This window comes from Parashewanella spongiae (assembly GCF_004358345.1).
GTDB classification, from domain to species: Bacteria; Pseudomonadota; Gammaproteobacteria; order Enterobacterales; family Shewanellaceae; genus Parashewanella; species Parashewanella spongiae.
This window is the reverse complement of record NZ_CP037952.1, coordinates 3,094,798-3,117,477: the sequence shown is the minus strand read 5'-3', so window position 1 is coordinate 3,117,477 and position 22,680 is coordinate 3,094,798. Positions and strand designations below refer to the sequence as shown.

Here is a 22,680-nt window from a genome sequence, read left to right as displayed (position 1 = left end):
AATTATCCCGTCAGGTACGTTTCAACCTGATGGACTTATTATAAATAATAACGTTGCTGTCTCTGGTTTATGGCCATGTAATCGCTTGGCTGCGTATACGTTGAGACAAATCCCGCAACAGAATAAAGCGCTTCGTGGCGCTCCCTAGAAACATCAGTTGACTGCGTTCTCAAGCGTAGAAAAAATGGCTGATAGTAAGGCGTAGCTTGCAGCAAGTAGTTATTCTACTTGCAAAAGTTACAACACAGATAGCAGTCATTTTAGCAAGCTTGTGAGCGTAGAGCACTTCACTCATTGGGTGAAAGCCATGATGATAAAGTTATCTTATTGATCAAGCAGTTACTCATATACTCAGCGTTCAACTGATGTTTTTAGATTTAAGCACACCAAAATTATGTTGAGAATGGTTTTAGATTTTTTACAAGCAACAATAATACCAATTACAGTAATTAAATGCTCAACTCAGAGCTATGTATGTGCTCAAAGTACATTCGAAATTGATGAAGACATAGTTGTTCTACGTCAAGACAATTTTGAGAAGTAATTTGCGCACATACAAGCTCCCAAAGGGCAAGGCTAAAGGGTTCCATTACGCGTTACAAGCACTTGAATTATCCCGATAGTACTTCGAGCTTGTGCCTTGCATTGAAACCTTTTAGCTCTTGCTGAGTGAGAGATTAATTACTGTAATTGGTATAAGCATGAAAATACACTTAAAAGACAAAATGTTATATTTCAGATAAAGTAAATTTAGCTGAAGTCGTGAATTAAAAAGAAATGGGTGTAGATCTTTTAGATCGACGAAAAGCATGAAAAGATCATTCATTATCAATTGGATGGGTTTAATAAATGGTGCGAAAGGAGCAATTTTATAGTACTTATCAGTTTCCACACACAACAAGTATATAAAAAGGCTCCTTTCATGAAACTAGCATACTCAAACTCACTCGAATTTTCATTCTTTTCTGAAGCCAAATTGAAATTTGAGCGTATTATTTCGCACCTCGAAGACAAACAAGTTAAGCAAGAGAGCCATGGAGAAGTTGAAGCCTATATCGATACCGAAGGAACTGAGTTGTTGCGGTGTTTATTGCAGGGTTTCTTAGATATCAAAACCGCTGAAGAGCCCCGTCAGCAAGTTTGTTCCAACCGTGACATTGCATTGAATCATTTGAAAAATAACTGCAAACGAAACTTAGAAAGTTTATTTGGTACCGTAACGATGCATCGAAAAGGTTACAGTCAACGTCGGTGTGATAGCGTGTTTCCAATGGATGGTGAGCTGAATCTTTCGAAAGATAAATACTCTGATGGTGTACGCCTAAGACTCGCTACAGAAGCAGTCAAAGGCTCATATGATGATGCAGTAAGCTCAATAGATACCACCACAGGTGCGCACGTGCCCAAGCGACAAGCAAGGCAAATTGTGCAGGATATTGCACAAGATTTTGATGGTTTTTATCTCCAGCAGAGATACCTTAAGCCAGAAAATACATCTGATTTACTGGTATTGACTATGGATGGAAAAGGCATCGTTATGCAACCTAATAGCTTGAGAGAGGGCACGCAAAAAGCAGCGAAACAACAGAAGCTCAAAGGACGCCTAAGTGCTGGAGAAAAAAAAGACCGCAAACGAATGGCAGAAGTTGCAGCGGTATACACCACCAAGCCTTTGCATCGTACCCCAGAATCAATCATGTCTAGAAACGATAATTCAAATGTTCGTCCATTACGTGTGCCACCAAGAAATAAACGTGTGTGGTCAAGCGTAGAAAGAAGCGCAGCGACTGTGATTGAGGAAGCATTTTTAGAAGCACTGGAACGAGACCCAACTCAAAGCCGTCAGTGGGTTGTACTCGTTGATGGTCATCCTCATCAGCTAAAACAAATTTATCGGGTGATGAAGAAACTCAACATCAATGCAACGGTGGTCATGGATTTCATCCATGTGCTTGAATATCTCTGGAAAGCGGCGTGGTGCTTATTTGAAAAAGATGATCCAGAAGTCGAAGATTGGATAGAAAAGCGAGCGACTGAAATCTTACGAGGTAATGCGTCACAAGTAGCAAAAGGCCTTGGGATCAGTGCAACAAAACGGAAATTAAAACAACGAGAAGGCATTAATAAGTGCATCGGTTATCTATTGAAAAATAAATCAAGATTAGAATACGGTAAAGCGTTAGAGCAAGGTTTCCCAATTGCTAGCGGTGTCATTGAGGGAGCTTGTCGTCATCTGATTAATGATAGGTTGGATATCACTGGAGCGAGATGGAGCCTTGAAGGTGCAGAAGCTATATTAAAACTTAGGTCGTTAAGATCGAGTGGTGATATTGAAAAGTATTGGGAGTATCCCAAAAAGCAATCCAAACAGAGGTTATACAGATGTGGATAACTTCGTCGTTTTAAAAGACCCACACCCAAGTACTTTGACAGTGAGGGCATTGAACATCTACAGAGTGACGCATGATATTCTCTAAAATAAATGAAACTAGAGTGCAACCATGATAGATCAATTCACTGCTTCAGCCCACTACCCTTAATTGAAACGAATACTTCCATAGGCATGTGTGGACTGTTACAACGTGAATTTTTGAATTACCCTGATCTCGGTTATTCGTAGTTACCAGAATTTACAGGGCAGGGTTTCGCAAAAGAAGCATCCCAAGCCGCTCTTGATAATGCCTATACAAAATACGGGCTAAATGTTATAGGTGCATTTACAAATCAGGAAAGTTCAGTCTCAAACGGGCTATTAATAAAAATCGGTTTTAAATTTATAGGTTTAAAAAATTATTTAAATTCAGAAGTTAATTTATATGAATATCGATTTAAATAACGGATCTGTAAAAACAGATTAGACTAGCTTCCGACGCTAGATTCCCACTTTTGTGGTAATGACGAAATTACACATGGAGTTGTGCATATATCACTTACACGTGCGATTAACCTGACGATCATTCAAAAACCTCTGACTTGTAGGCCGAATAATTTCTCTCAAACAGAAATGTTTCGTTTTTGTTTAGTGCATGAAATTTCGCTTGATTATTTTGATAATTCTTTATTATCGGTGGATTAAAAAGTTAGGTGTATTTCGGTACCGAGTTTTGCTTATTACGAGATGTATCGAAAACTGTATTTTGAGCGAGTACGGAGTTATACTGCGCCCCTTATCCTGCTCAGGCAATAAAGCTTTTCAGTTTTGAGCGTCAATATCACATTTTTTGTTTGGAAATATCCTAGTGATCACAACAGCTAACATTACAATGCAGTTTGGCTCAAAGCCGCTGTTTGAAAATATTTCAGTTAAATTTGGCGGTGGCAACCGTTATGGTTTGATCGGTGCAAATGGCTGTGGTAAATCCACATTCATGAAAATTCTTACTGGCGAATTAGATCCTACCTCAGGTAATGTTTCAATTGATGTCAATGAACGAATGGGCAAACTAAGTCAAAACCAATTTGGTTATGAAGAGTTTTCATTGATTGATACTGTTGTTATGGGGCATAAGGAGCTTTGGGAAATAAAAAAAGAGCGTGATCGTATTTATTCTCTTCCTGAAATGTCAGAAGAAGATGGTATTAAAGTTGCCGATCTAGAAATGCAATTTGCTGAAATGGATGGTTATTCTTGTGAATCACGTGCAGGTGAGTTGTTATTAGGCGTTGGCATCGAAGTAGACAGTCATTTTGGTTTAATGTCAGAGATCGCTCCGGGCTTAAAGCTAAGAGTCTTATTGGCTCAGGCATTATTCTCTGATCCTGATTTATTGTTACTTGATGAACCAACCAACAACTTAGATATCGATACCATTCGTTGGTTACAAGAAGTTCTGAATCAGCGCAATAGCACAATGATCATCATCTCTCATGATAGATATTTCTTAAACTCTGTATGTACTCACATGGCAGATTTAGATTATGGTGAATTGAAAATATTCCCAGGAAATTATGATGAATATATGATGGCAGCTTCTCAAGCACGTGAACGTATGATGTCTGATAATGCTAAGAAAAAAGCACAAATCGCTGAACTTCAGACATTCGTAGCGCGTTTCTCTGCCAATGCTTCAAAAGCAAAACAAGCCACTTCGCGTGCAAAACAAATAGATAAAATTAAGCTGGATGAAATTAAACCATCAAGCCGAGTAAACCCATTTATTCGTTTTGAACAAGAGAAAAAATTATTCCGAAACGCATTGGTGCTAGAACAACTGTCTAATGGATTTGATGAGTTATTATTTGAAAAATTAGACTTAATTGTAGAAGTTGGTGAGAAAGTTGCGGTGCTAGGTGATAATGGTATCGGTAAAACGACACTGCTAAGAACACTTGTTCATGATTTGCCACAAAAAGATGGTTTAATTCAGTGGTCTGAAAATGTCAATATTGGTTATTACGCACAAGATCACGAAGCAGAATTTGAAAATGACATAACACTGTTTGATTGGATGAGCCAATGGCGTAAACCAGAAGATGATGATCAATCTGTTCGTGGTTATTTAGGAAGAATGTTGTTCGGTTCAGATGATATCAAAAAATCAGTGAAAGTGCTTTCTGGTGGTGAGAAAGGACGAATGATGTTTGGTAAGCTAATTATGCAAAAGCCAAACATTTTGATCATGGATGAACCTACTAACCACATGGATATGGAGTCCATTGAGTCTTTGAACAATGCACTTGAGATGTACGAAGGGACATTATTGTTCGTAAGTCACGATAGAGCATTTGTATCATCACTCGCTAACCGCGTTATTGAAATGACACCAAACGGTGTGCAAGATTTCAGAGGTAGCTATGATGAATTCCTTGCTAGCAAAGGGATTGAAGGTTAATTAGCTTCCTCTAAATTAAATGCGCTCAGCAATAAGTTGAGCGCATTTTTTTGACTTTTTCACAGCCATCTTAAAATTTTTTTTCTGTTTCTTTCCCCAAAATTAATCTTTTTCTAGTTGCAATTTATTGCATGATATTTCATCGTTTCGGCTCTGTTGTATTGAAAAGTGTGTACCCAGCTGTGTACCCACGAATCAAAAATTGGAGCAAGCCATGGCACTATCAGATATGTGGTTAAGATCTGTTCTTGGTAAATCTCAAACTCAAAGAATTGAAAAGGCAGATAGAAATGGGTTAAGTGTAAGGGTCACACCGACAGGTAAAGTTAATTTTCAATTGAGGTTCAGAATAAACAAGAGTCTCGAATTTATCTAGGAGAATATCCAGCAACCACTTTAAAACAAGCCAGAGAAGAAACCCTACGCTTAAAGGCCGAACTGGAAAAAGGCAATGATCCCCGTATTGTTAAAAAGCTAGAAAAGAAAGCCAATATTGAAGTTATTACTGTAAACGGTTTATTGAAAAATTAAAACCACGTCCTGTGGGCGTGGTAATCAGCGGCAGGCTATGCCTGTAGCATCTACCCATGTTAAGACTTTTCTCGTTGTCCCCACAACAGAGAAAGGATCTATAACATGAGTAGATTTGAAAAATTATCGCACGTTTTATGGCATTGCCAATATCACATTGTTTGGGTTCCCAAGTATCGATTTAGAATACTAAAGGGGCAAGTAGCACAAGAAGTGTTCAATTGTATTCAAATATATTGTGGTAGGTTAGGTTGCCAAGTAGTAGAGCTAAATGTTCAGGAAGACCATGTTCACCTTTTGGTAAAGGTACCGCCGAAATGTTCTATATCGGACTTACTTGGAGCAGTAAAGGGCAGAACAGCAATAAGGATATTTAAACAGTTCCCACATATACGGAAAAAGCCATATTGGGGCAATCATTTTTGGGCTAAAGGGTATTGTGTTAATACAGTAGGCATAGACGCAGAAATGATAAGAAAGTATGTCAAATATCAGGAAAAGCTTGAAAAGCGACAAGAAAGATTTGATTTTTAATTCGTAAGTATCGGGGACAACAGCTTGCCTTCTAAGAGGGCAAGCACCAGCCCCCTTATAGGGCAATGGCACTAACTTAAGAATTACTTCTGATATACCTTAAGCCTACGTGCTTGTTTTCTTGAATGTTGTAACCTTGGTGTCGGTTTCGGTCGCCTTTTCTTTGCTCTCGGTTCTTTTCTCCCCGGGCGATTGCCAACGATATGCTCGCCGATAATATCTGCTATCACATCCAATAAAGTGTCAATGATCCCTTCGGTGGCTTGCAAAAGTAATATCTGAAAATCTTGTAATGCGTCATGTGCGGCTTTAAAACTTGCCTCTCTAGGCGATATTCCTTTTTTTTTCTGCCGCTCGGCACATAAGTGCCCTTATCATGTTGTAAACTAACAAATGAACATCAATTTCCTTACGCACCATATCTGGACTACCACACCTTAAAATATCCATTTTCATCATGGTCTTGATTGACCTAAAATCCAACTCGATATGCCATCGTGAAACGTATAAATCAATAATATCTTGCTTCGGATAGACTTCTTTATCCGTGAGCGTGGTAACAATGATACGTTTCTTTGTTCCTACCATTCTGACGATAAGCTTTTCTGGCACTTGAGCGTAATCCTCTGGGGTCATCCATTCTGGACAGGATGGACGAATTAGCTTAAATAAACCATCTCGCTTACCCAGCTTTTCTTCACAGGTTCTGAAATCGACATTTCTGGCTCCGTTTTTTTCGAAAACAGCATCAACGCCTAACCCCATTAGTCCTACAAGAACAAAGTAGTTTTCGAAATTAGCATCTCCCAGCACAATGTCACCTTGTTTCAAGTCTGACTGCATACTTCTTAATAGTGCCTGCTCGCCAGTACCTTTCCCTTTACAAGGTGAAACAGCCGAGTCAATGACTGCACCGCTACCCAAAGAAATTAACACTAAAATCCGCAGCTGAGGAAAGCCCAGCCCTTCTTTTTGTGATTTAGGTTGAGGGAATTGGGCTTGGTTCTCGTGCGTATCAGGCATAGATAGTGTTGAGCCGTCAGTTAATAGCACTCTACGGCCATGCCATAAGTATTTCCCTTGAATCGCTTCATCTAAGTTTTTTCCTGATTTCTTCAATAGCGATTTAATTGACTCTGGAGATAACCGTTTTCTTGCTTTGCAGTAGGGACCTGTAATTGTGCTGTTTTTCTCTCGACCTATAGCAATTTGATCTCTAGCGTCACTGATTAGTGTGCAACGACAAGACTTGTTTTCACTGGCAACTTGCTTCATGAAAAGCGAAAGTGTGTGGCAAGCGGGATACTTGCGTACTCTTTGAGTATTATCTTTTTGAAAATCTTCTAAATCTTGCAGAGTGAGAATTGAAGAAAGTTCATCTTCTTCCGTTTGAGCAAAGCGACGTAACAATTCTGGGGCATCATTGAAGAATTGGCGAGTTGTAGTATTCATGGCGTGACACTAGAAAAACCTTAATCTGTATGATTTACTCTCTATTGTTCAATTAGTAAACCTTCAGCTAAATCTTAAGTTAGTGCCATTGCCTTATAGGGGGCGAAAAGCAAAGCCACCTTCTAAGAAGGTGGATTCTTTAACTTTTAGCATAAGATTCACCGAACCTCCTACGGTCGTATTCATAAGGGCCAAGTGTTTTCGTCCTTCTAACTAGCGTCTTTGCAGATGGGGCCTCACCTTCATAACCAAGTTCTTCATATTTTTTAGCTAATAAACGTTGAGTAGCAGCAATTGACTTTCCATTTTCTATAAGGTGATATTTATTGAGAAACTTCCAGATTAAATCTTCTATATCTTTAGAAAATTGCGTACCTCTATTACGTTTTTTATTCAAAACTTGAGGGGCAGCACTATAATTTGCTTTTTTGAATTTAAGAAAATCTTTGGGTGTGGGTCTTTTAAAACGACGAAGTTATCCACATCTGTATAACCTCTGTTTGGATTGCTTTTTGTGATACTCCCAATACTTTTCAATATCACCACACGATCTTAACGACCTAAGTTTTAATATAGCTTCTGCACCTTCAAGGCTCCATCTCGCTCCAGTGATATCCAACCTATCATTAATCAGATGACGACAAGCTCCCTCAATGACACCGCTAGCAATTGGGAAACCTTGCTCTAACGCTTTACCGTATTCTAATCTTGATTTATTTTTCAATAGATAACCGATGCACTTATTAATGCCTTCTCGTTGTTTTAATTTCCGTTTTGTTGCACTGATCCCAAGGCCTTTTGCTACTTGTGACGCATTACCTCGTAAGATTTCAGTCGCTCGCTTTTCTATCCAATCTTCGACTTCTGGATCATCTTTTTCAAATAAGCACCACGCCGCTTTCCAGAGATATTCAAGCACATGGATGAAATCCATGACCACCGTTGCATTGATGTTGAGTTTCTTCATCACCCGATAAATTTGTTTTAGTTGATGAGGATGACCATCAACGAGTACAACCCACTGACGGCTTTGAGTTGGGTCTCGTTCCAGAGCTTCTAAAAATGCTTCTTCAATCACAGTCGCAGCGCTTCTTTCTACGCTTGCCCACACACGTTTATTTCTTGGTGGCACACGTAATGGACGAACATTTGAATTATCGTTTCTAGACATGATTGATTCTGGGGTACGATGCAAAGGCTTGGTGGTGTATACCGCTGCAACTTCTGCCATTCGTTTGTTACAAACTAACAATCCAATTATTAAACACAAAACAGGTTTACTCAATCTAGCAGAAGAACTTGGTAATGTGTCCAGAGCTTGCAAAGTCATGGGCGTATCAAGAGATACTTTCTATCGTTATCAATAACTTGTTGAAGACGGTGGCATTGACGCTCTTATCAACAAATGCCGAAGAGCACCAAATATTAAAAATCGTGTTGATGAATCGACCGAGAAAGCGGTGCAGGAATATGCAGTAGCCCAACCGGCTCATGGTCAACACAGGACAAGTAACGAACTGCGTAAACAAGGTGTATTTGTCTCTGGTAGTGGTGTTCGCTCGATTTGGCTGCGTCATGATTTAGAGAACTTTAAAAAACGACTTAAAGCGCTGGAAGCAAAAGTAGCTAGTGAAGGTATTATTCTTAGTGATGCTCAAGTTGCTGCGCTAGAAAAGAAAAAGCACGATGATGAAGCATGTGGGGAGATTGAAACCGCCCATCCTGGCTACTTAGGGATCTAGCATTTAAAAATCTACCGCAATTGGAGTGATTGTAAGATCCCACTTTGGTAATTCACTATTTCTGACTATTTTACTTTCCAGTTCTTCTTTTTCTTTGTTATTGAGCTTGACTCCTTTTGAGTAAATTTTATCAATTAAATTGACTACTGGGCTCATCGCTTTCCATGTCATTGTTTTTGTCCATTCTATTACCGTTTTGGCTGTACTCAGTAATGTGCCATTCCAATGCCTCTCTAACGATGACCAGACTCGTTCTATCGGGTTGTACTTACTGTGGTATGGCGGGTAGTAGACGTTTCGAATCTTGAGTTTCGATTGTTCACTAAACGCTACTAATCTAAACAGGTATTGAGTACGACAGCCACTATTTTCAGGACCATTATCTGAAAAAATAATGAGTTCTTCCACTTCTAGATTTTCACTTTTAACTGAATCCCACCACCATTCAAGTGCGTCACAAATGAAGTCACTTGTTTTATTTGAGTTGCCATAAAAAACATGAAGTTGATCATTGTCGAGGTTAAGAATTCCGAACGGGATCATTTTCTTTTTTATTTCCATATCATGATCCAACGCTTGAACAGCATCAGCACTACGAGATTTACCGTAACGGGAATACTCACCAACATTAACTGTCGCTTTACAGTCGATACTAATACGGATGACTTTTTTATTACCGGTTGTTTCTTTATTGATTTTGTTTACGTTTTCAAAGATAGCGTCTGTTTGAGGAATTTTTTTTGGGGTTTAGTTTTTTGGACTCGTCGAAGTCTGTATCCCAGTCGATTTAATATGTCGTTAATGGTTCTTTCTTTAGGTAATTCTTCAGGTAGCCAGCCTTTTTCTTCAATTAACTTTTTTCTGACGCCTTTCGCTGTAATTCGGGTATACACAAACGTATTGGGTGTGGGTCTTTTAAAACGACGAAGTTACCCACATCTGTATAACCTCTGTTTGGATTGCTTTTTGTGATACTCCCAATACTTTTCAATATCACCACTCGATCTTAACGACCTAAGTTTTAATATAGCTTCTGCACCTTCAAGGCTCCATCTCGCTCCAGTGATATCCAACCTATCATTAATCAGATGACGACAAGCTCCCTCAATGACACCGCTAGCAATTGGGAAACCTTGCTCTAACGCTTTACCGTATTCTAATCTTGATTTATTTTTCAATAGATAACCGATGCACTTATTAATGCCTTCTCGTTGTTTTAATTTCCGTTTTGTTGCACTGATCCCAAGGCCTTTTGCTGTGAGCTTACGGCAGCATAGCGTGAAAAACTAAATTATTTCAGGTAAAGCTAGACCTAGGCGATTAGCCCAAGTCCATTTTTTACAGCTATATTATTTTTCAGTGCCGACTGTTTCTCGATAATTCCACGGTAGGTATTCTTCAGGATTGGTTTTCACTTTATCCTTCTCTCTCTGTAAAAATGTGAAATACTCAAACACATTGATGCCAGCTTCACTTGCTGTTGCAATCATTGACGTGATGACATCACCAATCGTAGCGCCAAGTAACGTCTTATGGAACATCGCATTTTTTCGGTCACGAACGATGATTTTTAACATGGCTTCGATACGGTTATTATCGATGTATACACCTTCGTAGTGGCAAAAATAGCTCAAGCCAACATAGTGTTTGACAAAATATCGCATCGCCTTACCTAAACCACTATTCTCTTCAACTGTTTCATCGTTAAGGTGTGTTGTACACCACTGCTTGATGGTTTTCATTACAGGCAACGAATGTTGCTGATGGTAACTCAGCCTTTCTGTTGCCGTAAACTTTTGCTCTTTAGTGTGCTGCTCGTAAGCCCAAATTTCACCATAACGTGTCAGTACGTGCTCGACTTCATCGGGGAAATGGTTAATGACATCAACAAATTGTCGTCTGGCATGACTGTTACACAATGACAGCAGACATTCTCTTACCGTAGGGCGATTACTGACCAGAGCGTCACTCATCATTATCGGCCTAGATTGATGAGTACCGCGTTTGTGCAACAGGCTATCGATGAATTCGCCAGCATGACCAATATTAGTTTCAAACAACACGATACTATCATTGGCTTGAGTGGTCGCAATAACACCTGATGTGTACACGCCGCTGCGCATTTGTGTCTTGTCACTGTTACGCACCGGTTTTTCTATTGGCGTAGCATCCAAAATTCGGTGAGTCGTGTCATCGAGATAATAATGCTTCGCATCGGCCGCGAGGTTAACCAACATTTGATAAACAGGGTAAATATCATTGGCCACATATTCAACTTGGTCAAACACAGTAGACGCAGTGATTTTGACACCAAGCAGCTTTTGAATGCTCCCTTGGCGATAAAACGGCAACCCGGCAAAATACTTGTGTATGGCCATTAATGACCGAGCTGAGTAGCCGTATTTTTGTTGCTCGCTCCCGTCGGCTAACACTTCAACTGGCAAAGCGGCGGTAGCGTAAGCGCCACAAGCATTACAGCGAAAGCGCTCCATGACATGCTGCTCTGGCTTAAACGGACTTTGCCCTGTGATACGCAGTAAACTGCCTGGGTCGGTTTTGTACATTTTACCCATGTGGCACTCTAGGCAGTTATCACCTTTTTTCACATCTGTACTCTGATGCACTATCACAACTGGCTTAGCGGGAGTGAAATCTTCACCGCTCTCTTTGGGTTTACGATTTTTACCCGCAGTGTGTTTACCGCTTCCTTTATTGCTTTTACTGACACGAGACAAGGCTTCTGAAGACTTTTCAATGCCAAGTAACTTACGCAATTTGTGCACGGTGACATCGTGATTGGTTAATCGTTGCTGCATCGTCGATAACGTCACTAAGGCATCAAGTAACAACTGACAATCTTCTGGAGACAGTGCTAATTCATGCTCTTTGGCTTCAGTAACACGAACTATCAGTGCTTCCAGCGCGTTGTGGTCGATATCAGTAAACGGTTTACTCATTAAAGGACAGTCCAGCTTAGGCGAATAGGAAAAATGGGAACCCATCAGATACGGGTAACAAATAAATGAGAAAATCTGAGGAGAAAAACGTTATTTATTGAGATAATAAGCCGACTAAAACTATTCTCAAAATAAAATGCCGATACTCGACCGAACACCGCTTAACTCCTCAGACAAATTCGATCTTCTCTTAAAAACTATCGCTTGCCAAGTGCATGGTGCAGTTTCTTCTCTTTCTGATGAATTTAATGTTTCTCGTAAAGCCGTTTACTCCGCTAAATATGCGGCTCAATCGGCACTAAAGTGCCTTGTTACTACCAACGACGAATCTGATGTCATTACATCTGTAAATGTTGACGTACCACATCTTCGCCGTTCTATTGTGGCTTTATCAATCACAGCACCTAACTCTATTCGAGCAATTGAAGAACAAATCCCACTCATTTATCCAGGCTGTAAAGTCAGTTACGGTTACATTCAAGGCGTTATCGTTGAAGCTCAAGAGCAGGCTAAGTTATTTAACGAAAAAGTGTCGCTATCAGCCATAAAGAGTGTGGCCATCGATGAGATGTTCAGCCAAGGTGACCCCGTACTTGCTGGGATAGATCTCGAAAGTGGTTATTTATTTTCACTCTCTCACGAACAAAAGCGTGACGGTGAAACTTGGGCACGAGTTTTAGGTGAAGCTAAATCACAAGGATTATCACCTCAGCACGTCGTTAAAGATGGAGCAAAAGGAATAGCGAAAGGCGTTAGCATGAGCTTTGAACATGCAGAGCAACGTGATGATGCTTTCCATGCGTTGTATATCGTAGGTAAGGCGCTGAGAAAGGTTGAACGTCGGGCGTACTACTACATTGATAAAGAGGCTAGTTTGGAAAAAAGATTGCATAAAGATGTATTCGATACAGAGAAAAAGCAGCAGGCAATGGTTGATTTATTAGGCGTGCAAGCGAAATGTGAGCAAGCGATTGAGCAATATGAAAGTGGAACGAAAAGCAGAAATCATCTCCACCAAGCTTTGACCAGTATTTCCATGAAAACGGGTAGCCTCATGACGAAAAAACAGGCTGAAGCCTTGCTAACGAAGGCTGTTGATGGCTTAAAAAATACTGAGCATAAAGATGGCATCACCGCTGCTAGATACATAAAAAATCGTTTGAAAGGACTGACATTAGCAACTCAAGCACTTCACGAAAAGTTACTGAAACTTGGCGAACTTTATCCTCAAGAATGCGTTGAAGTGGCTTGTCGCTTCTCTGAACGAAAGCGCCAATTACGAAAAGCTAAACCTTGGAAAATAGCGCGGTATCAGAAAGAATTAGTTGGCAGTTATCAGTGGTTGCGACTCCGTTTAGGCAAGAGTGCCAGCGAACTTATGCTGCAAGTGGAAGCGTTGCATCAAACTCGCCACAGAGCATCAAGTGCCATTGAAGGGTTTAATGCCACTCTACGGTCTTACCTTTATGTCCGTAAAGGAGTCAATCAAGGTTTCCTCGAGTTATTTAAAGCTTGGTACAACCTTCGCTCAAGACGCTGGGGGAAACATAAAGGAACTTCATCGTATCAGAATATCACAGGGAAAAAAGTTGATGACTGGCTAACAATGCTGAATTTTCCACCTTCGGATTTACACCACTAAGCACTCACAAACTTTGTGTGATTTACGGTAGCGGTTCAACTGAGGTTGAGCTGGCGATCTCTCTTTGATTTGTTACCTTTAAGACCTATATTTTGATCAGTCCTGAAAAATGAATTCGGCGGGCAGTATGATCCGATAAATAAAATAATCAACCGGTAAGTGCGATTTATTTCAAGCGACTTGAAGATAAATAACTCATGTTACGCACTAACAGCTTTTAGAGTTTGAAGTTCTGTAAAGGCTGTTTTTAATGCTTTTATATACAGTTTCGCCCTCAGTTGAAATTTATTCATTTTCAGTTTTAAAGCTAAGGTTTCAAGCCTAAATGCACTATAAATTGATAAAAATTGATGATTACTTTGTGTTTTAACTGTATGTGCTGGAGAACGGGTAATTGCCGCATTTGACTTCAGGTTTTTATGGAAGAGTTCAACGTTCCATCGTTTTTGATAGACCGCTTGGATGAACTCATCATCACAACTTAAATCACTGCATAACAAGTAAAGCTCGCCTGTACTTCCATCTTTGTTTTTAAAGACTTTCTTGGATAACTGTAACTCAAAATCTACCCCAGATATCCAAACTTTGACAGACTGCCCTTCTTGAAACTCAAGTGTATCAACCCGTTGTGATTTCTTATGCTTCTTATCATCTTCACTCAAAGAAACAAGACGATTAGATTTGCACGCCATGATAAAATCCTTGTGGCATTTGTGTTTGATAAACACCATATTTTCATTTGAACAGAACCAACTGTCTGCTAGAACATATTTGAATTTAAGTTGGTTTTGGTAACTAATTTGTAAAAGCTCTCTAAAATCTTCATTCTTAGTTGTTTCAGACATTCTGCGAACTTTCTTAGTTTTCAGATCACAATAGGGAATTGGCTTAGTGATCAACTTATAAGATACTGGAATTGATACACCTTGGGAGTAGTAAAGACAATTAAGAAGGTTAATCCCTTTAACGGTTCGATTTTTTGTGTGGTCGTAGTGGTAAGCGATCAAGTCGCTTTCGTCCGTATAAGGCTTTTCTTCAATCGTATCATCGAAAATAAGAACGGCATCATCTTCTTCGACCTGTCTTACAGTGGATTTAACCATTCCCCAAAGAGTTTTACTGGTGAACTCGTTAGTAGAAAGGAGTCTTGTTACCTGATCATGACTGTAAGCACCATCTAGTAAGTCTGACATCCCTGTTGCTGTTACTTGTCCAAAGCTAGATAGTTGGTAATCGCTATACAGCTCTAGTAATTCATCGTTCATAGCTTGATTATGCCACTAATTTTTAGGCGGTGCGTAACATGAGTAAATAAGGTTCACCACTCAGTAATTGCCGTAATTGTGCCGCAGCCATCGGTTGCATAACGCCATGATGACGTGGCCATCCATGAAATTTTCCTTTTGATAACCGTTTGGTCATCAGCCAAAAGCCATTATGCTCATAAGTGAGGGCTCGTATCATGGTTTTGTTGCGATTAATGAAGACGAATATCGAGCCTGAACGCGGATTACTCGACAAGCGCTGTTGGCACACGGCCGCCAGTCCATCGATACTACAGCGAAAATCAGCAGGCTGAGTCGCAATGAAGATACGACTGTTGGAAGTTAAATAGATCATGATTTCATTGCCCCGATAAGGGCGCAAATAAAGTGAACATCCACCACACCTTGTATATGAATATTGTCGCCATTAGATAGATTCAACTCAAGTTTTACTGGGGAATTGGGCTTGATGACCTCAGGTAAGTTGGGTAATTCAATGAAGTCTGTAATGGACTCTGCCGAGTTTGATACCTGGCACCATTGTTTAAATTGAGAGCCACTGATACGTAAAGCGGTGCAAATTTGTGATGATGAGTAATGCTCTAGCAATGAAATGGCTTGCTCGCGGAGAGTGTTTGGTATTTTAGTTCCGCGACTCGGCTTATTTATGCGCCAATGGGCGAAGACTGTGGCGACGCGAGTTAATGGCTCTATATTTGGCATGATGGGCTCCGATAATTAATCTGCCATCATTACATCAAATTATTGGGTTAAAGTTGCACTATGCTGCCGTAAACTCACCTTTTGCTACTTGTGACGCATTACCTCGTAAGATTTCAGTCGCTCGCTTTTCAGGACTGATCAAAATATAGGTCTTAAAGGTAACAAATCAAAGAGAGATCGCCAGCTCAACCTCAGTTGAACCGCTACCGTAAATCACACAAAGTTTGTGAGTGCTTAGTGGTGTAAATCCGAAGGTGGAAAATTCAGCATTGTTAGCCAGTCATCAACTTTTTTCCCTGTGATATTCTGATACGATGAAGTTCCTTTATGTTTCCCCCAGCGTCTTGAGCGAAGGTTGTACCAAGCTTTAAATAATTCGAGGAAACCTTGATTGACTCCTTTACGGACATAAAGGTAAGACCGTAGAGTGGCATTAAATCCTTCAATGGCACTTGATGCTCTGTGGCGAGTTTGATGCAACGCTTCCACTTGCAGCATAAGTTCGCTGGCACTCTTGCCTAAACGGAGTCGCAACCACTGATAACTGCCAACTAATTCTTTCTGATACCGCGCTATTTTCCAAGGTTTAGCTTTTCGTAATTGGCGCTTTCGTTCAGAGAAGCGACAAGCCACTTCAACGCATTCTTGAGGATAAAGTTCGCCAAGTTTCAGTAACTTTTCGTGAAGTGCTTGAGTTGCTAATGTCAGTCCTTTCAAACGATTTTTTATGTATCTAGCAGCGGTGATGCCATCTTTATGCTCAGTATTTTTTAAGCCATCAACAGCCTTCGTTAGCAAGGCTTCAGCCTGTTTTTTCGTCATGAGGCTACCCGTTTTCATGGAAATACTGGTCAAAGCTTGGTGGAGATGATTTCTGCTTTTTGTTCCACTTTCATATTGCTCAATCGCTTGCTCACATTTCGCTTGCACGCCTAAGAAATCAACCATTGCCTGCTGCTTTTTCTCTGTATCGAATACATCTTTATGCAATCTTTTTTCCAAACTAGCCTCTTTATCAATGTAGTAGTACGCCCGACGTTCAACCTTTCTCAGCGCCTTACCTACGATATACAACGCATGGAAAGCATCATCACGTTGCTCTGCATGTTCAAAGCTCATGCTAACGCCTTTCGCTATTCCTTTTGCTCCATCTTTAACGACGTGCTGAGGTGATAATCCTTGTGATTTAGCTTCACCTAAAACTCGTGCCCAAGTTTCACCGTCACGCTTTTGTTCGTGAGAGAGTGAAAATAAATAACCACTTTCGAGATCTATCCCAGCAAGTACGGGGTCACCTTGGCTGAACATCTCATCGATGGCCACACTCTTTATGGCTGATAGCGACACTTTTTCGTTAAATAACTTAGCCTGCTCTTGAGCTTCAACGATAACGCCTTGAATGTAACCGTAACTGACTTTACAGCCTGGATAAATGAGTGGGATTTGTTCTTCAATTGCTCGAATAGAGTTAGGTGCTGTGATTGATAAAGCCACAATAGAACGGCGAAGATGTGGTACGTCAACATTTACAGATGTAATGACATCAGATTCGTCGTTGGTAGTAACAAGGCACTTTAGTGCCGATTGAGCCGCATATTTAGCGGAGTAAACGGCTTTACGAGAAACATTAAATTCATCAGAAAGAGAAGAAACTGCACCATGCACTTGGCAAGCGATAGTTTTTAAGAGAAGATCGAATTTGTCTGAGGAGTTAAGCGGTGTTCGGTCGAGTATCGGCATTTTATTTTGAGAATAGTTTTAGTCGGCTTATTATCTCAATAAATAACGTTTTTCTCCTCAGATTTTCTCATTTATTTGTTACCCGTATCTGATGGGTTCCCGCTTTTCTATCCAATCTTCGACTTCTGGATCATCTTTTTCAAATAAGCACCACGCCGCTTTCCAGAGATATTCAAGCACATGGATGAAATCCATGACCACCGTTGCATTGATGTTGAGTTTCTTCATCACCCGATAAATTTGTTTTAGCTGATGAGGATGACCATCAACGAGTACAACCCACTGACAGCTTTGAGTTGGGTCTCGTTCCAGAGCTTCTAAAAATGCTTCTTCAATCACAGTCGCAGCGCTTCTTTCTACGCTTGCCCACACACGTTTATTTCTTGGTGGCACACGTAATGGACGAACATTTGAATTATCGTTTCTAGACATGATTGATTCTGGGGTACGATGCAAAGGCTTGGTGGTGTATACCGCTGCAACTTCTGCCATTCGTTTGCGGTCTTTTTTTTCTCCAGCACTTAGGCGTCCTTTGAGCTTCTGTTGTTTCGCTGCTTTTTGCGTGCCCTCTCTCAAGCTATTAGGTTGCATAACGATGCCTTTTCCATCCATAGTCAATACCAGTAAATCAGATGTATTTTCTGGCTTAAGGTATCTCTGCTGGAGATAAAAACCATCAAAATCTTGTGCAATATCCTGCACAATTTGCCTTGCTTGTCGCTTGGGCACGTGCGCACCTGTGGTGGTATCTATTGAGCTTACTGCATCATCATATGAGCCTTTGACTGCTTCTGTAGCGAGTCTTAGGCGTACACCATCAGAGTATTTATCTTTCGAAAGATTCAGCTCACCATCCATTGGAAACACGCTATCACACCGACGTTGACTGTAACCTTTTCGATGCATCGTTACGGTACCAAATAAACTTTCTAAGTTTCGTTTGCAGTTATTTTTCAAATGATTCAATGCAATGTCACGGTTGGAACAAACTTGCTGACGGGGCTCTTCAGCGGTTTTGATATCTAAGAAACCCTGTAATAAACACCGCAACAACTCAGTTCCTTCGGTATCGATATAAGCTTCAACTTCTCCATGGCTCTCTTGCTTAACTTGCTCGTCTTCGAGGTGCGAAATAATACGTTCAAATTGCAATTTGGCTTCAGAAAAGAATGAAAATTCGAGTGAGTTTGAGTATGCTAGTTTCATGAAAGGAGCCTTTTTATATACTTGTTGTGTGTGGAAACTGATAAGTACTATAAAATTGCTCCTTTCGCACCATTTATTAAACCCATCCAATTGATAATGAATGATCTTTTCATGCTTTTCGTCGATCTAAAAGATCTACACCCAAACGTATTTTTAAACTTCGGGTCGGCTTGCGATTCAGGATCTACTAACGCTCTAATATCTATTTCTAATTGAGGCTGACTCACTTCACTTCGAGGTTTTCCGTCATAGTGTCCGAAACACTCGAAGCCCGTTTCTTGTTCATGAAGCCCAAGCGCAACAGCCTTTCGACACCAGCCAAATTCTGTTTCAGTTAAGCGTGGACTCCCACAGCAGAAGGTTTTGGGTACTTCGGCCATAAAAACTCTTTTCTCCATCCCATGAAGTTTACTGGATGCAAGTTTAATTATCCTTTTGGACTCACTAGAAAGGTAAATTGAAGTAGACATTTGGCTGCAACCGTAAATTACTCTGTTTGGATTATACGTCGGTATAACCTAAGTCGCAGCATCCCTTAGTGCCATTGGCATATAGGTTGATGCGTAATAATTCTGTTGCACCAGAAGTAATCCGCTGCTCAGGGTTTGATCACACTGCCGAACAAGCTCAATCATACTTAGAAATCTTAGCGATAGATGACAACACTAAGATTTTGAACTTAGTGAAAAGTCATTCTTCAAAAGACAGTGTTGCTGGCAAGATGCAGCGAGCTTGCTGGGATGCAAAATTTAGGGCTGAGATTTTGTTTGGTGAATAATTCATCAAAGCGTAATCCCGCCCTGGCGTTACAAGCACTTGAATTATCCTGACAAAAGCACGAAGTGCGTTGAACGCCAGCTTTGTATGGCGGCCGTTAGGGTATATAGTACTTCGAGCTTGTGCCTTGAACTGAAACCCTTTAGCTCTTGCTGAGCGAGAGATTAATTACTGTAATTGGTATAACGCAGTTATTTTGCTTTAAATTGCTATTTTTTAGGTATAATAAAGCCATATCGAAAAAATATAGAATGTAAGAATGTTACCCCGACTGTCACACCAGCAAACTATTGAACCTATTTACCTTAATTATTTAACTTGCCTTGAAGCTAGTAACTTTAGTGGCGATGTTGATAAACGGTATAACGCGAGAGTAGTGCAATCTACCGACAATTCTGTTTATCAGTTTTTACCTCAGGCCGTAATATATCCAAAAACGCAAAATGACGTTCAATTGGCGATACAAATAGCAAACAAAAATGAATTTAAAGAAATAGTATTTAGCCCAAGAGGTGGTGGGACAGGTACGAACGGTCAGTCACTTTCACACGGAATAATTATTGACCTTTCACGATATATGACCAAAGTGATTGAAGTTAATCCTGAGGAAGGCTGGGTAAAAGTTGAAACAGGAATTGTAAAAGATGCTTTAAACGATGTGTTGCGGCCTCATGGTTATTTTTTTAGCCCTGACTTATCTACCTCAAATCGTGCAACTGTTGGCGGAATGATTAATACAGATGCATCTGGAGCAGGCTCACTGGTTTACGGTAAAACGTCTGATCATGTGCTTGGCTTATCCAGTGTACTAATGAACGGTGAACTTCTTGATTCCGCACCTTTAGCAGCTGATAAAATATTATCAAATCACTCAGCAGATTTGCTCTCAAAAATTGCAGAACAAAGTCGATTAAAGCGGGATTTAATTCTTGAAAAATTTCCCGACTTAAATCGTTTTTTAACCGGTTATGATCTTAAACATGTTTGGAACGATGCATTAGATGTATTTGATATTTCAAGAATCCTTACAGGCTCTGAAGGCACATTAGCGGTTATAACTGAAGCTAAATTAAACATCACCCCAATACCTAAAAAACGTGTGATGGTTAATATAAAGTACGATTCGTTTGAATCAGCTTTACGCCATGCCCCAGATCTTGTTAAAGCTAACGCTACGGTTGTTGAAACAATTGATTCAAAAGTGCTTAATTTAGCTAAGAATGACATTATATGGCACTCTGTTAAGTCATTGATTTCAGATGTGCAAGGCCAAGTTATTGAAGGGCTTAACATGGTAGAGTTTGCAGGTGAGCCTTCTGAGGTTTCTAGTAAATTACATATGTTAATCAGCTCGTTAGAGCTTAAAATCGATAATAAAATGTCGGGATTAATTGGTTTTCAGTTTACTGAAGATTTAGCCAGTATTAATACCATTTATGCAATGCGTAAAAAGGCCGTTGGATTGCTTGGTGCGACAAAGGGGCAAAGAAAGCCACTCGCATTTGCGGAAGATACTGCAGTTCCTCCAGAGAAGTTGGCTGACTTTATTATGGAGTTTCGAGCACTGCTTGATGGTCACCAATTAGATTACGGAATGTTTGGTCATGTTGATGCAGGCGTGTTGCATGTTCGTCCAGCGTTAAACATGTGCGACCCAAATGATGAGAAATTACTCAGGGTAATATCAGACGAAGTTGCGAACCTAACCATGAAGTATGGTGGCTTGATGTGGGGGGAACACGGAAAAGGGGTTCGAGGGCAATATGCTCCTGCAATTTTTGGTGATGAACTATATAAATTGCAATGCCAAATAAAGACTTGGTTTGATCCTCATAATCGCCTTAACCCTGGAAAACTATTTGCACCCGATCAAGCCGCGCTTATTTATAATGTCGATAGTAAAAAGCGCGGTAGTTTTGATCGTGAAATTGCCATTACTGTGCGTAACGAATTTCCAGATATTATGAACTGTAACGGCAATGGATTGTGTTTTAATTACAGTCCCAACACACCTATGTGCCCATCATATAAAGTTACAGGCGACAGAGTGCAATCGCCAAAAGGTCGAACAAGTGTAATGCGTGAATGGTTACGGCTATTATCAAATCAAGGGGTTGATATTGAAGCTCTAGCCAAGTCAAAACCAGATAATTTGCTGAAACGCTTTACTCATTCCTTTCAACTTAAAAAAGAATATGACTTCTCTCATGAAGTCATGGAATCAATGCAAGGTTGTCTTGCTTGTAAATCATGCTCCAGTCAGTGTCCCGTAAAAGTTGATGTCCCTAAGTTTAGATCTCAGTTTTTAGATATCTATTATAAAAAGTATATGAGACCTATTACCGATCATCTAGTCGCGGGTATAGAGCAAGGCTTACCTCTACTAGCCAGTGCGCCGAGATTGATAAACCATTTATCGCATAACGAACTCAGTAAATGGCTGATAAAAGAAACATTAGGTTATGTGGACTCCCCGAAGCTTTCATTTCCAACGTTAAATCAACGTTTATCTGGTCACAATTGTTTGAATTATGATTTAGCAAAGCTAACCAAAATTCCAAATGAGCAAAGACAAAATCATGTTTTAATTGTTCAAGATCCTTTTAACAGTTATTACGATGCCCAACTCGTTTTTAAGCTAGTGAAATTAATAGAACATCTAGATCTAATTCCAGTTTTACTTCCTTACAAACCGAATGGTAAACCTGCTCATGTAAAAGGTTTTCTAAATCGTTTTGCTAAAACAGCCAAGAGCAGTGCAGATTTTTTATCCAGTGTATCTAGGTTAGGCATGCCATTGATGGGAATCGATCCTGCTTTAGTGCTTTGTTATCGAGATGAGTACAAGGAGGTTCTGGGTGAAAAAAGAGGGCAGTTTGAAGTTTTGTTATTCAATGAATGGCTTGCAAAACGTTTGAATTCAGAATTAAACGTATCACAATCAAATGAAAAGTATACTTTGTTTAATCATTGCACTGAAGCGACTACTCGACCAAACTCAACCAAAGAATGGATACATATATTCGAAATGTTTAAGTTAAAATTAGACGTTGTTAATTTAGGTTGTTGTGGCATGGCTGGTACATATGGGCATGAACTTAAAAATTTATCAAATAGTGAAAACTTATTCGATATGTCTTGGCGTCCACATATAGAGAATAAAGATCAAAATCAGGTTTTAGTTACAGGTTTTTCTTGTCGCAGTCAGGTTAAGCGATTTGCAGGATTTCGAAGCCAGCATCCGATAGAAATCTTACTAGAACAAATATCAAATTAGAC

The 22,680-nt window shown here is 40.0% G+C and carries 21 protein-coding genes and 3 pseudogenes; 10 read left to right on the top strand and 14 right to left on the bottom strand.

Annotated elements, in window-relative coordinates; genetic code table 11:
• Positions 1-922: 922 nt before the first annotated feature.
• The 6 genes and pseudogenes from E2I05_RS12220 (at position 923) to tnpA (ending at position 5,897) form a co-directional block, all read left to right on the top strand.
• Entirely contained in the window at positions 923-2,392 is a 1,470-nt protein-coding gene (locus tag E2I05_RS12220) for an ISKra4 family transposase (protein ID WP_133309669.1), read from the top strand.
• Between the two features lie 243 nt (positions 2,393-2,635).
• Positions 2,636-2,836, top strand: a pseudogene (locus E2I05_RS23030) (GNAT family N-acetyltransferase); the annotation flags it as partial.
• Positions 2,837-3,239: 403 nt separating this feature from the next.
• Positions 3,240-4,832: an ABC-F family ATPase gene (locus E2I05_RS12210; protein WP_121855216.1), complete on the top strand. Its 1,593-nt coding sequence runs from the start codon at positions 3,240-3,242 to the stop codon at positions 4,830-4,832.
• A gap of 214 nt (positions 4,833-5,046) precedes the next feature.
• A complete protein-coding gene (locus tag E2I05_RS12205; protein ID WP_121855217.1) occupies positions 5,047-5,208 on the top strand; it encodes an Arm DNA-binding domain-containing protein in 162 nt (53 codons plus the stop codon).
• Complete coding sequence (locus E2I05_RS23025; RefSeq protein ID WP_121855219.1) at positions 5,169-5,363, top strand: Arm DNA-binding domain-containing protein; 195 nt, start codon at positions 5,169-5,171, stop codon at positions 5,361-5,363. The genes E2I05_RS12205 and E2I05_RS23025 overlap by 40 nt, the downstream gene beginning before the upstream one ends.
• A gap of 105 nt (positions 5,364-5,468) precedes the next feature.
• On the top strand, positions 5,469-5,897 hold the full coding sequence (gene tnpA, locus E2I05_RS12195) for an IS200/IS605 family transposase (protein ID WP_121855218.1): 429 nt from the start codon (positions 5,469-5,471) through the stop codon (positions 5,895-5,897).
• A gap of 83 nt (positions 5,898-5,980) precedes the next feature.
• Here tnpA and E2I05_RS12190 read toward each other — a convergent pair whose 3' ends face one another.
• The 4 genes from E2I05_RS12190 to E2I05_RS12175 all read right to left on the bottom strand — a co-directional run bounded on the left by E2I05_RS12190 (position 5,981) and on the right by E2I05_RS12175 (position 8,580).
• Positions 5,981-6,166 carry a hypothetical protein gene (locus E2I05_RS12190; protein WP_133309406.1) on the bottom strand — a complete coding sequence of 62 codons (186 nt, stop codon included), beginning with the start codon at positions 6,164-6,166 and terminating at the stop codon, positions 5,981-5,983.
• 55 nt (positions 6,167-6,221) lie between these two features.
• A complete protein-coding gene (locus E2I05_RS12185; protein WP_133309563.1) occupies positions 6,222-7,349 on the bottom strand; it encodes an IS4 family transposase in 1,128 nt (375 codons plus the stop codon).
• A 139-nt stretch (positions 7,350-7,488) separates the two neighbouring features.
• The gene (locus tag E2I05_RS12180; RefSeq protein WP_179952722.1) at positions 7,489-7,746 is read right to left on the bottom strand and encodes a hypothetical protein; all 258 of its coding nucleotides are present in this window, start codon (positions 7,744-7,746) and stop codon (positions 7,489-7,491) included.
• Between the two features lie 78 nt (positions 7,747-7,824).
• Positions 7,825-8,580, bottom strand: coding sequence for an ISKra4 family transposase (locus E2I05_RS12175; protein ID WP_170179635.1), 756 nt, complete (start codon positions 8,578-8,580; stop codon positions 7,825-7,827).
• Positions 8,581-8,584: 4 nt separating this feature from the next.
• Between E2I05_RS12175 and E2I05_RS12170 the strand changes: the two are divergent.
• Positions 8,585-9,085: pseudogene (locus E2I05_RS12170) on the top strand (helix-turn-helix domain-containing protein); the annotation flags it as partial.
• Between the two features lie 9 nt (positions 9,086-9,094).
• Here the strand turns inward: E2I05_RS12170 and E2I05_RS12165 are convergent.
• From E2I05_RS12165 to E2I05_RS12150, 4 genes and pseudogenes are all read right to left on the bottom strand, one after another.
• Positions 9,095-9,787, bottom strand: coding sequence for an ISAzo13-like element transposase-related protein (locus E2I05_RS12165; protein WP_244935429.1), 693 nt, complete (start codon positions 9,785-9,787; stop codon positions 9,095-9,097).
• A 5-nt stretch (positions 9,788-9,792) separates the two neighbouring features.
• Positions 9,793-9,984, bottom strand: a complete 192-nt coding sequence (locus E2I05_RS12160) for a hypothetical protein (RefSeq protein WP_133309667.1) — start codon at positions 9,982-9,984, stop codon at positions 9,793-9,795.
• 39 nt (positions 9,985-10,023) lie between these two features.
• Positions 10,024-10,347, bottom strand: a pseudogene (locus E2I05_RS12155) (hypothetical protein); the annotation flags it as partial.
• 93 nt (positions 10,348-10,440) lie between these two features.
• Positions 10,441-12,048: an IS66 family transposase gene (locus tag E2I05_RS12150; RefSeq protein WP_133309504.1), complete on the bottom strand. Its 1,608-nt coding sequence runs from the start codon at positions 12,046-12,048 to the stop codon at positions 10,441-10,443.
• A gap of 136 nt (positions 12,049-12,184) precedes the next feature.
• On the opposite strand from E2I05_RS12150, the gene E2I05_RS12145 reads away from it, so the two are divergent.
• On the top strand, positions 12,185-13,690 hold the full coding sequence (locus E2I05_RS12145) for a transposase (RefSeq protein WP_133309665.1): 1,506 nt from the start codon (positions 12,185-12,187) through the stop codon (positions 13,688-13,690).
• Positions 13,691-13,890: 200 nt separating this feature from the next.
• Here E2I05_RS12145 and E2I05_RS12140 read toward each other — a convergent pair whose 3' ends face one another.
• The 6 genes from E2I05_RS12140 to E2I05_RS12115 all read right to left on the bottom strand — a co-directional run bounded on the left by E2I05_RS12140 (position 13,891) and on the right by E2I05_RS12115 (position 19,004).
• A complete protein-coding gene (locus tag E2I05_RS12140; RefSeq protein WP_133309569.1) occupies positions 13,891-14,955 on the bottom strand; it encodes an IS701 family transposase in 1,065 nt (354 codons plus the stop codon).
• Positions 14,956-14,977: 22 nt separating this feature from the next.
• Positions 14,978-15,310, bottom strand: a complete 333-nt coding sequence (tnpB, locus tag E2I05_RS12135; protein ID WP_133309664.1) for an IS66 family insertion sequence element accessory protein TnpB — start codon at positions 15,308-15,310, stop codon at positions 14,978-14,980.
• Positions 15,307-15,678, bottom strand: a complete 372-nt coding sequence (locus tag E2I05_RS12130) for a hypothetical protein (RefSeq protein ID WP_133309597.1) — start codon at positions 15,676-15,678, stop codon at positions 15,307-15,309. The genes tnpB and E2I05_RS12130 overlap by 4 nt, the downstream gene beginning before the upstream one ends.
• Before the next feature lie 234 nt (positions 15,679-15,912).
• On the bottom strand, positions 15,913-17,418 hold the full coding sequence (locus E2I05_RS12125) for a transposase (protein ID WP_133309489.1): 1,506 nt from the start codon (positions 17,416-17,418) through the stop codon (positions 15,913-15,915).
• 78 nt (positions 17,419-17,496) lie between these two features.
• On the bottom strand, positions 17,497-18,624 hold the full coding sequence (locus E2I05_RS12120) for an ISKra4 family transposase (RefSeq protein ID WP_133309663.1): 1,128 nt from the start codon (positions 18,622-18,624) through the stop codon (positions 17,497-17,499).
• Between the two features lie 47 nt (positions 18,625-18,671).
• On the bottom strand, positions 18,672-19,004 hold the full coding sequence (locus tag E2I05_RS12115; RefSeq protein ID WP_133309662.1) for a hypothetical protein: 333 nt from the start codon (positions 19,002-19,004) through the stop codon (positions 18,672-18,674).
• A gap of 179 nt (positions 19,005-19,183) precedes the next feature.
• Here E2I05_RS12115 and E2I05_RS12110 point away from each other — a divergent pair, with 179 nt between their 5' ends.
• Positions 19,184-19,402 (top strand): hypothetical protein, encoded by a 219-nt coding sequence (locus E2I05_RS12110; protein ID WP_121854946.1) that lies wholly within the window; start codon positions 19,184-19,186, stop codon positions 19,400-19,402.
• A gap of 258 nt (positions 19,403-19,660) precedes the next feature.
• Positions 19,661-22,678, top strand: coding sequence for a D-2-hydroxyglutarate dehydrogenase YdiJ (gene ydiJ, locus E2I05_RS12105; protein WP_121854945.1), 3,018 nt, complete (start codon positions 19,661-19,663; stop codon positions 22,676-22,678).
• Positions 22,679-22,680: the final 2 nt, after the last annotated feature.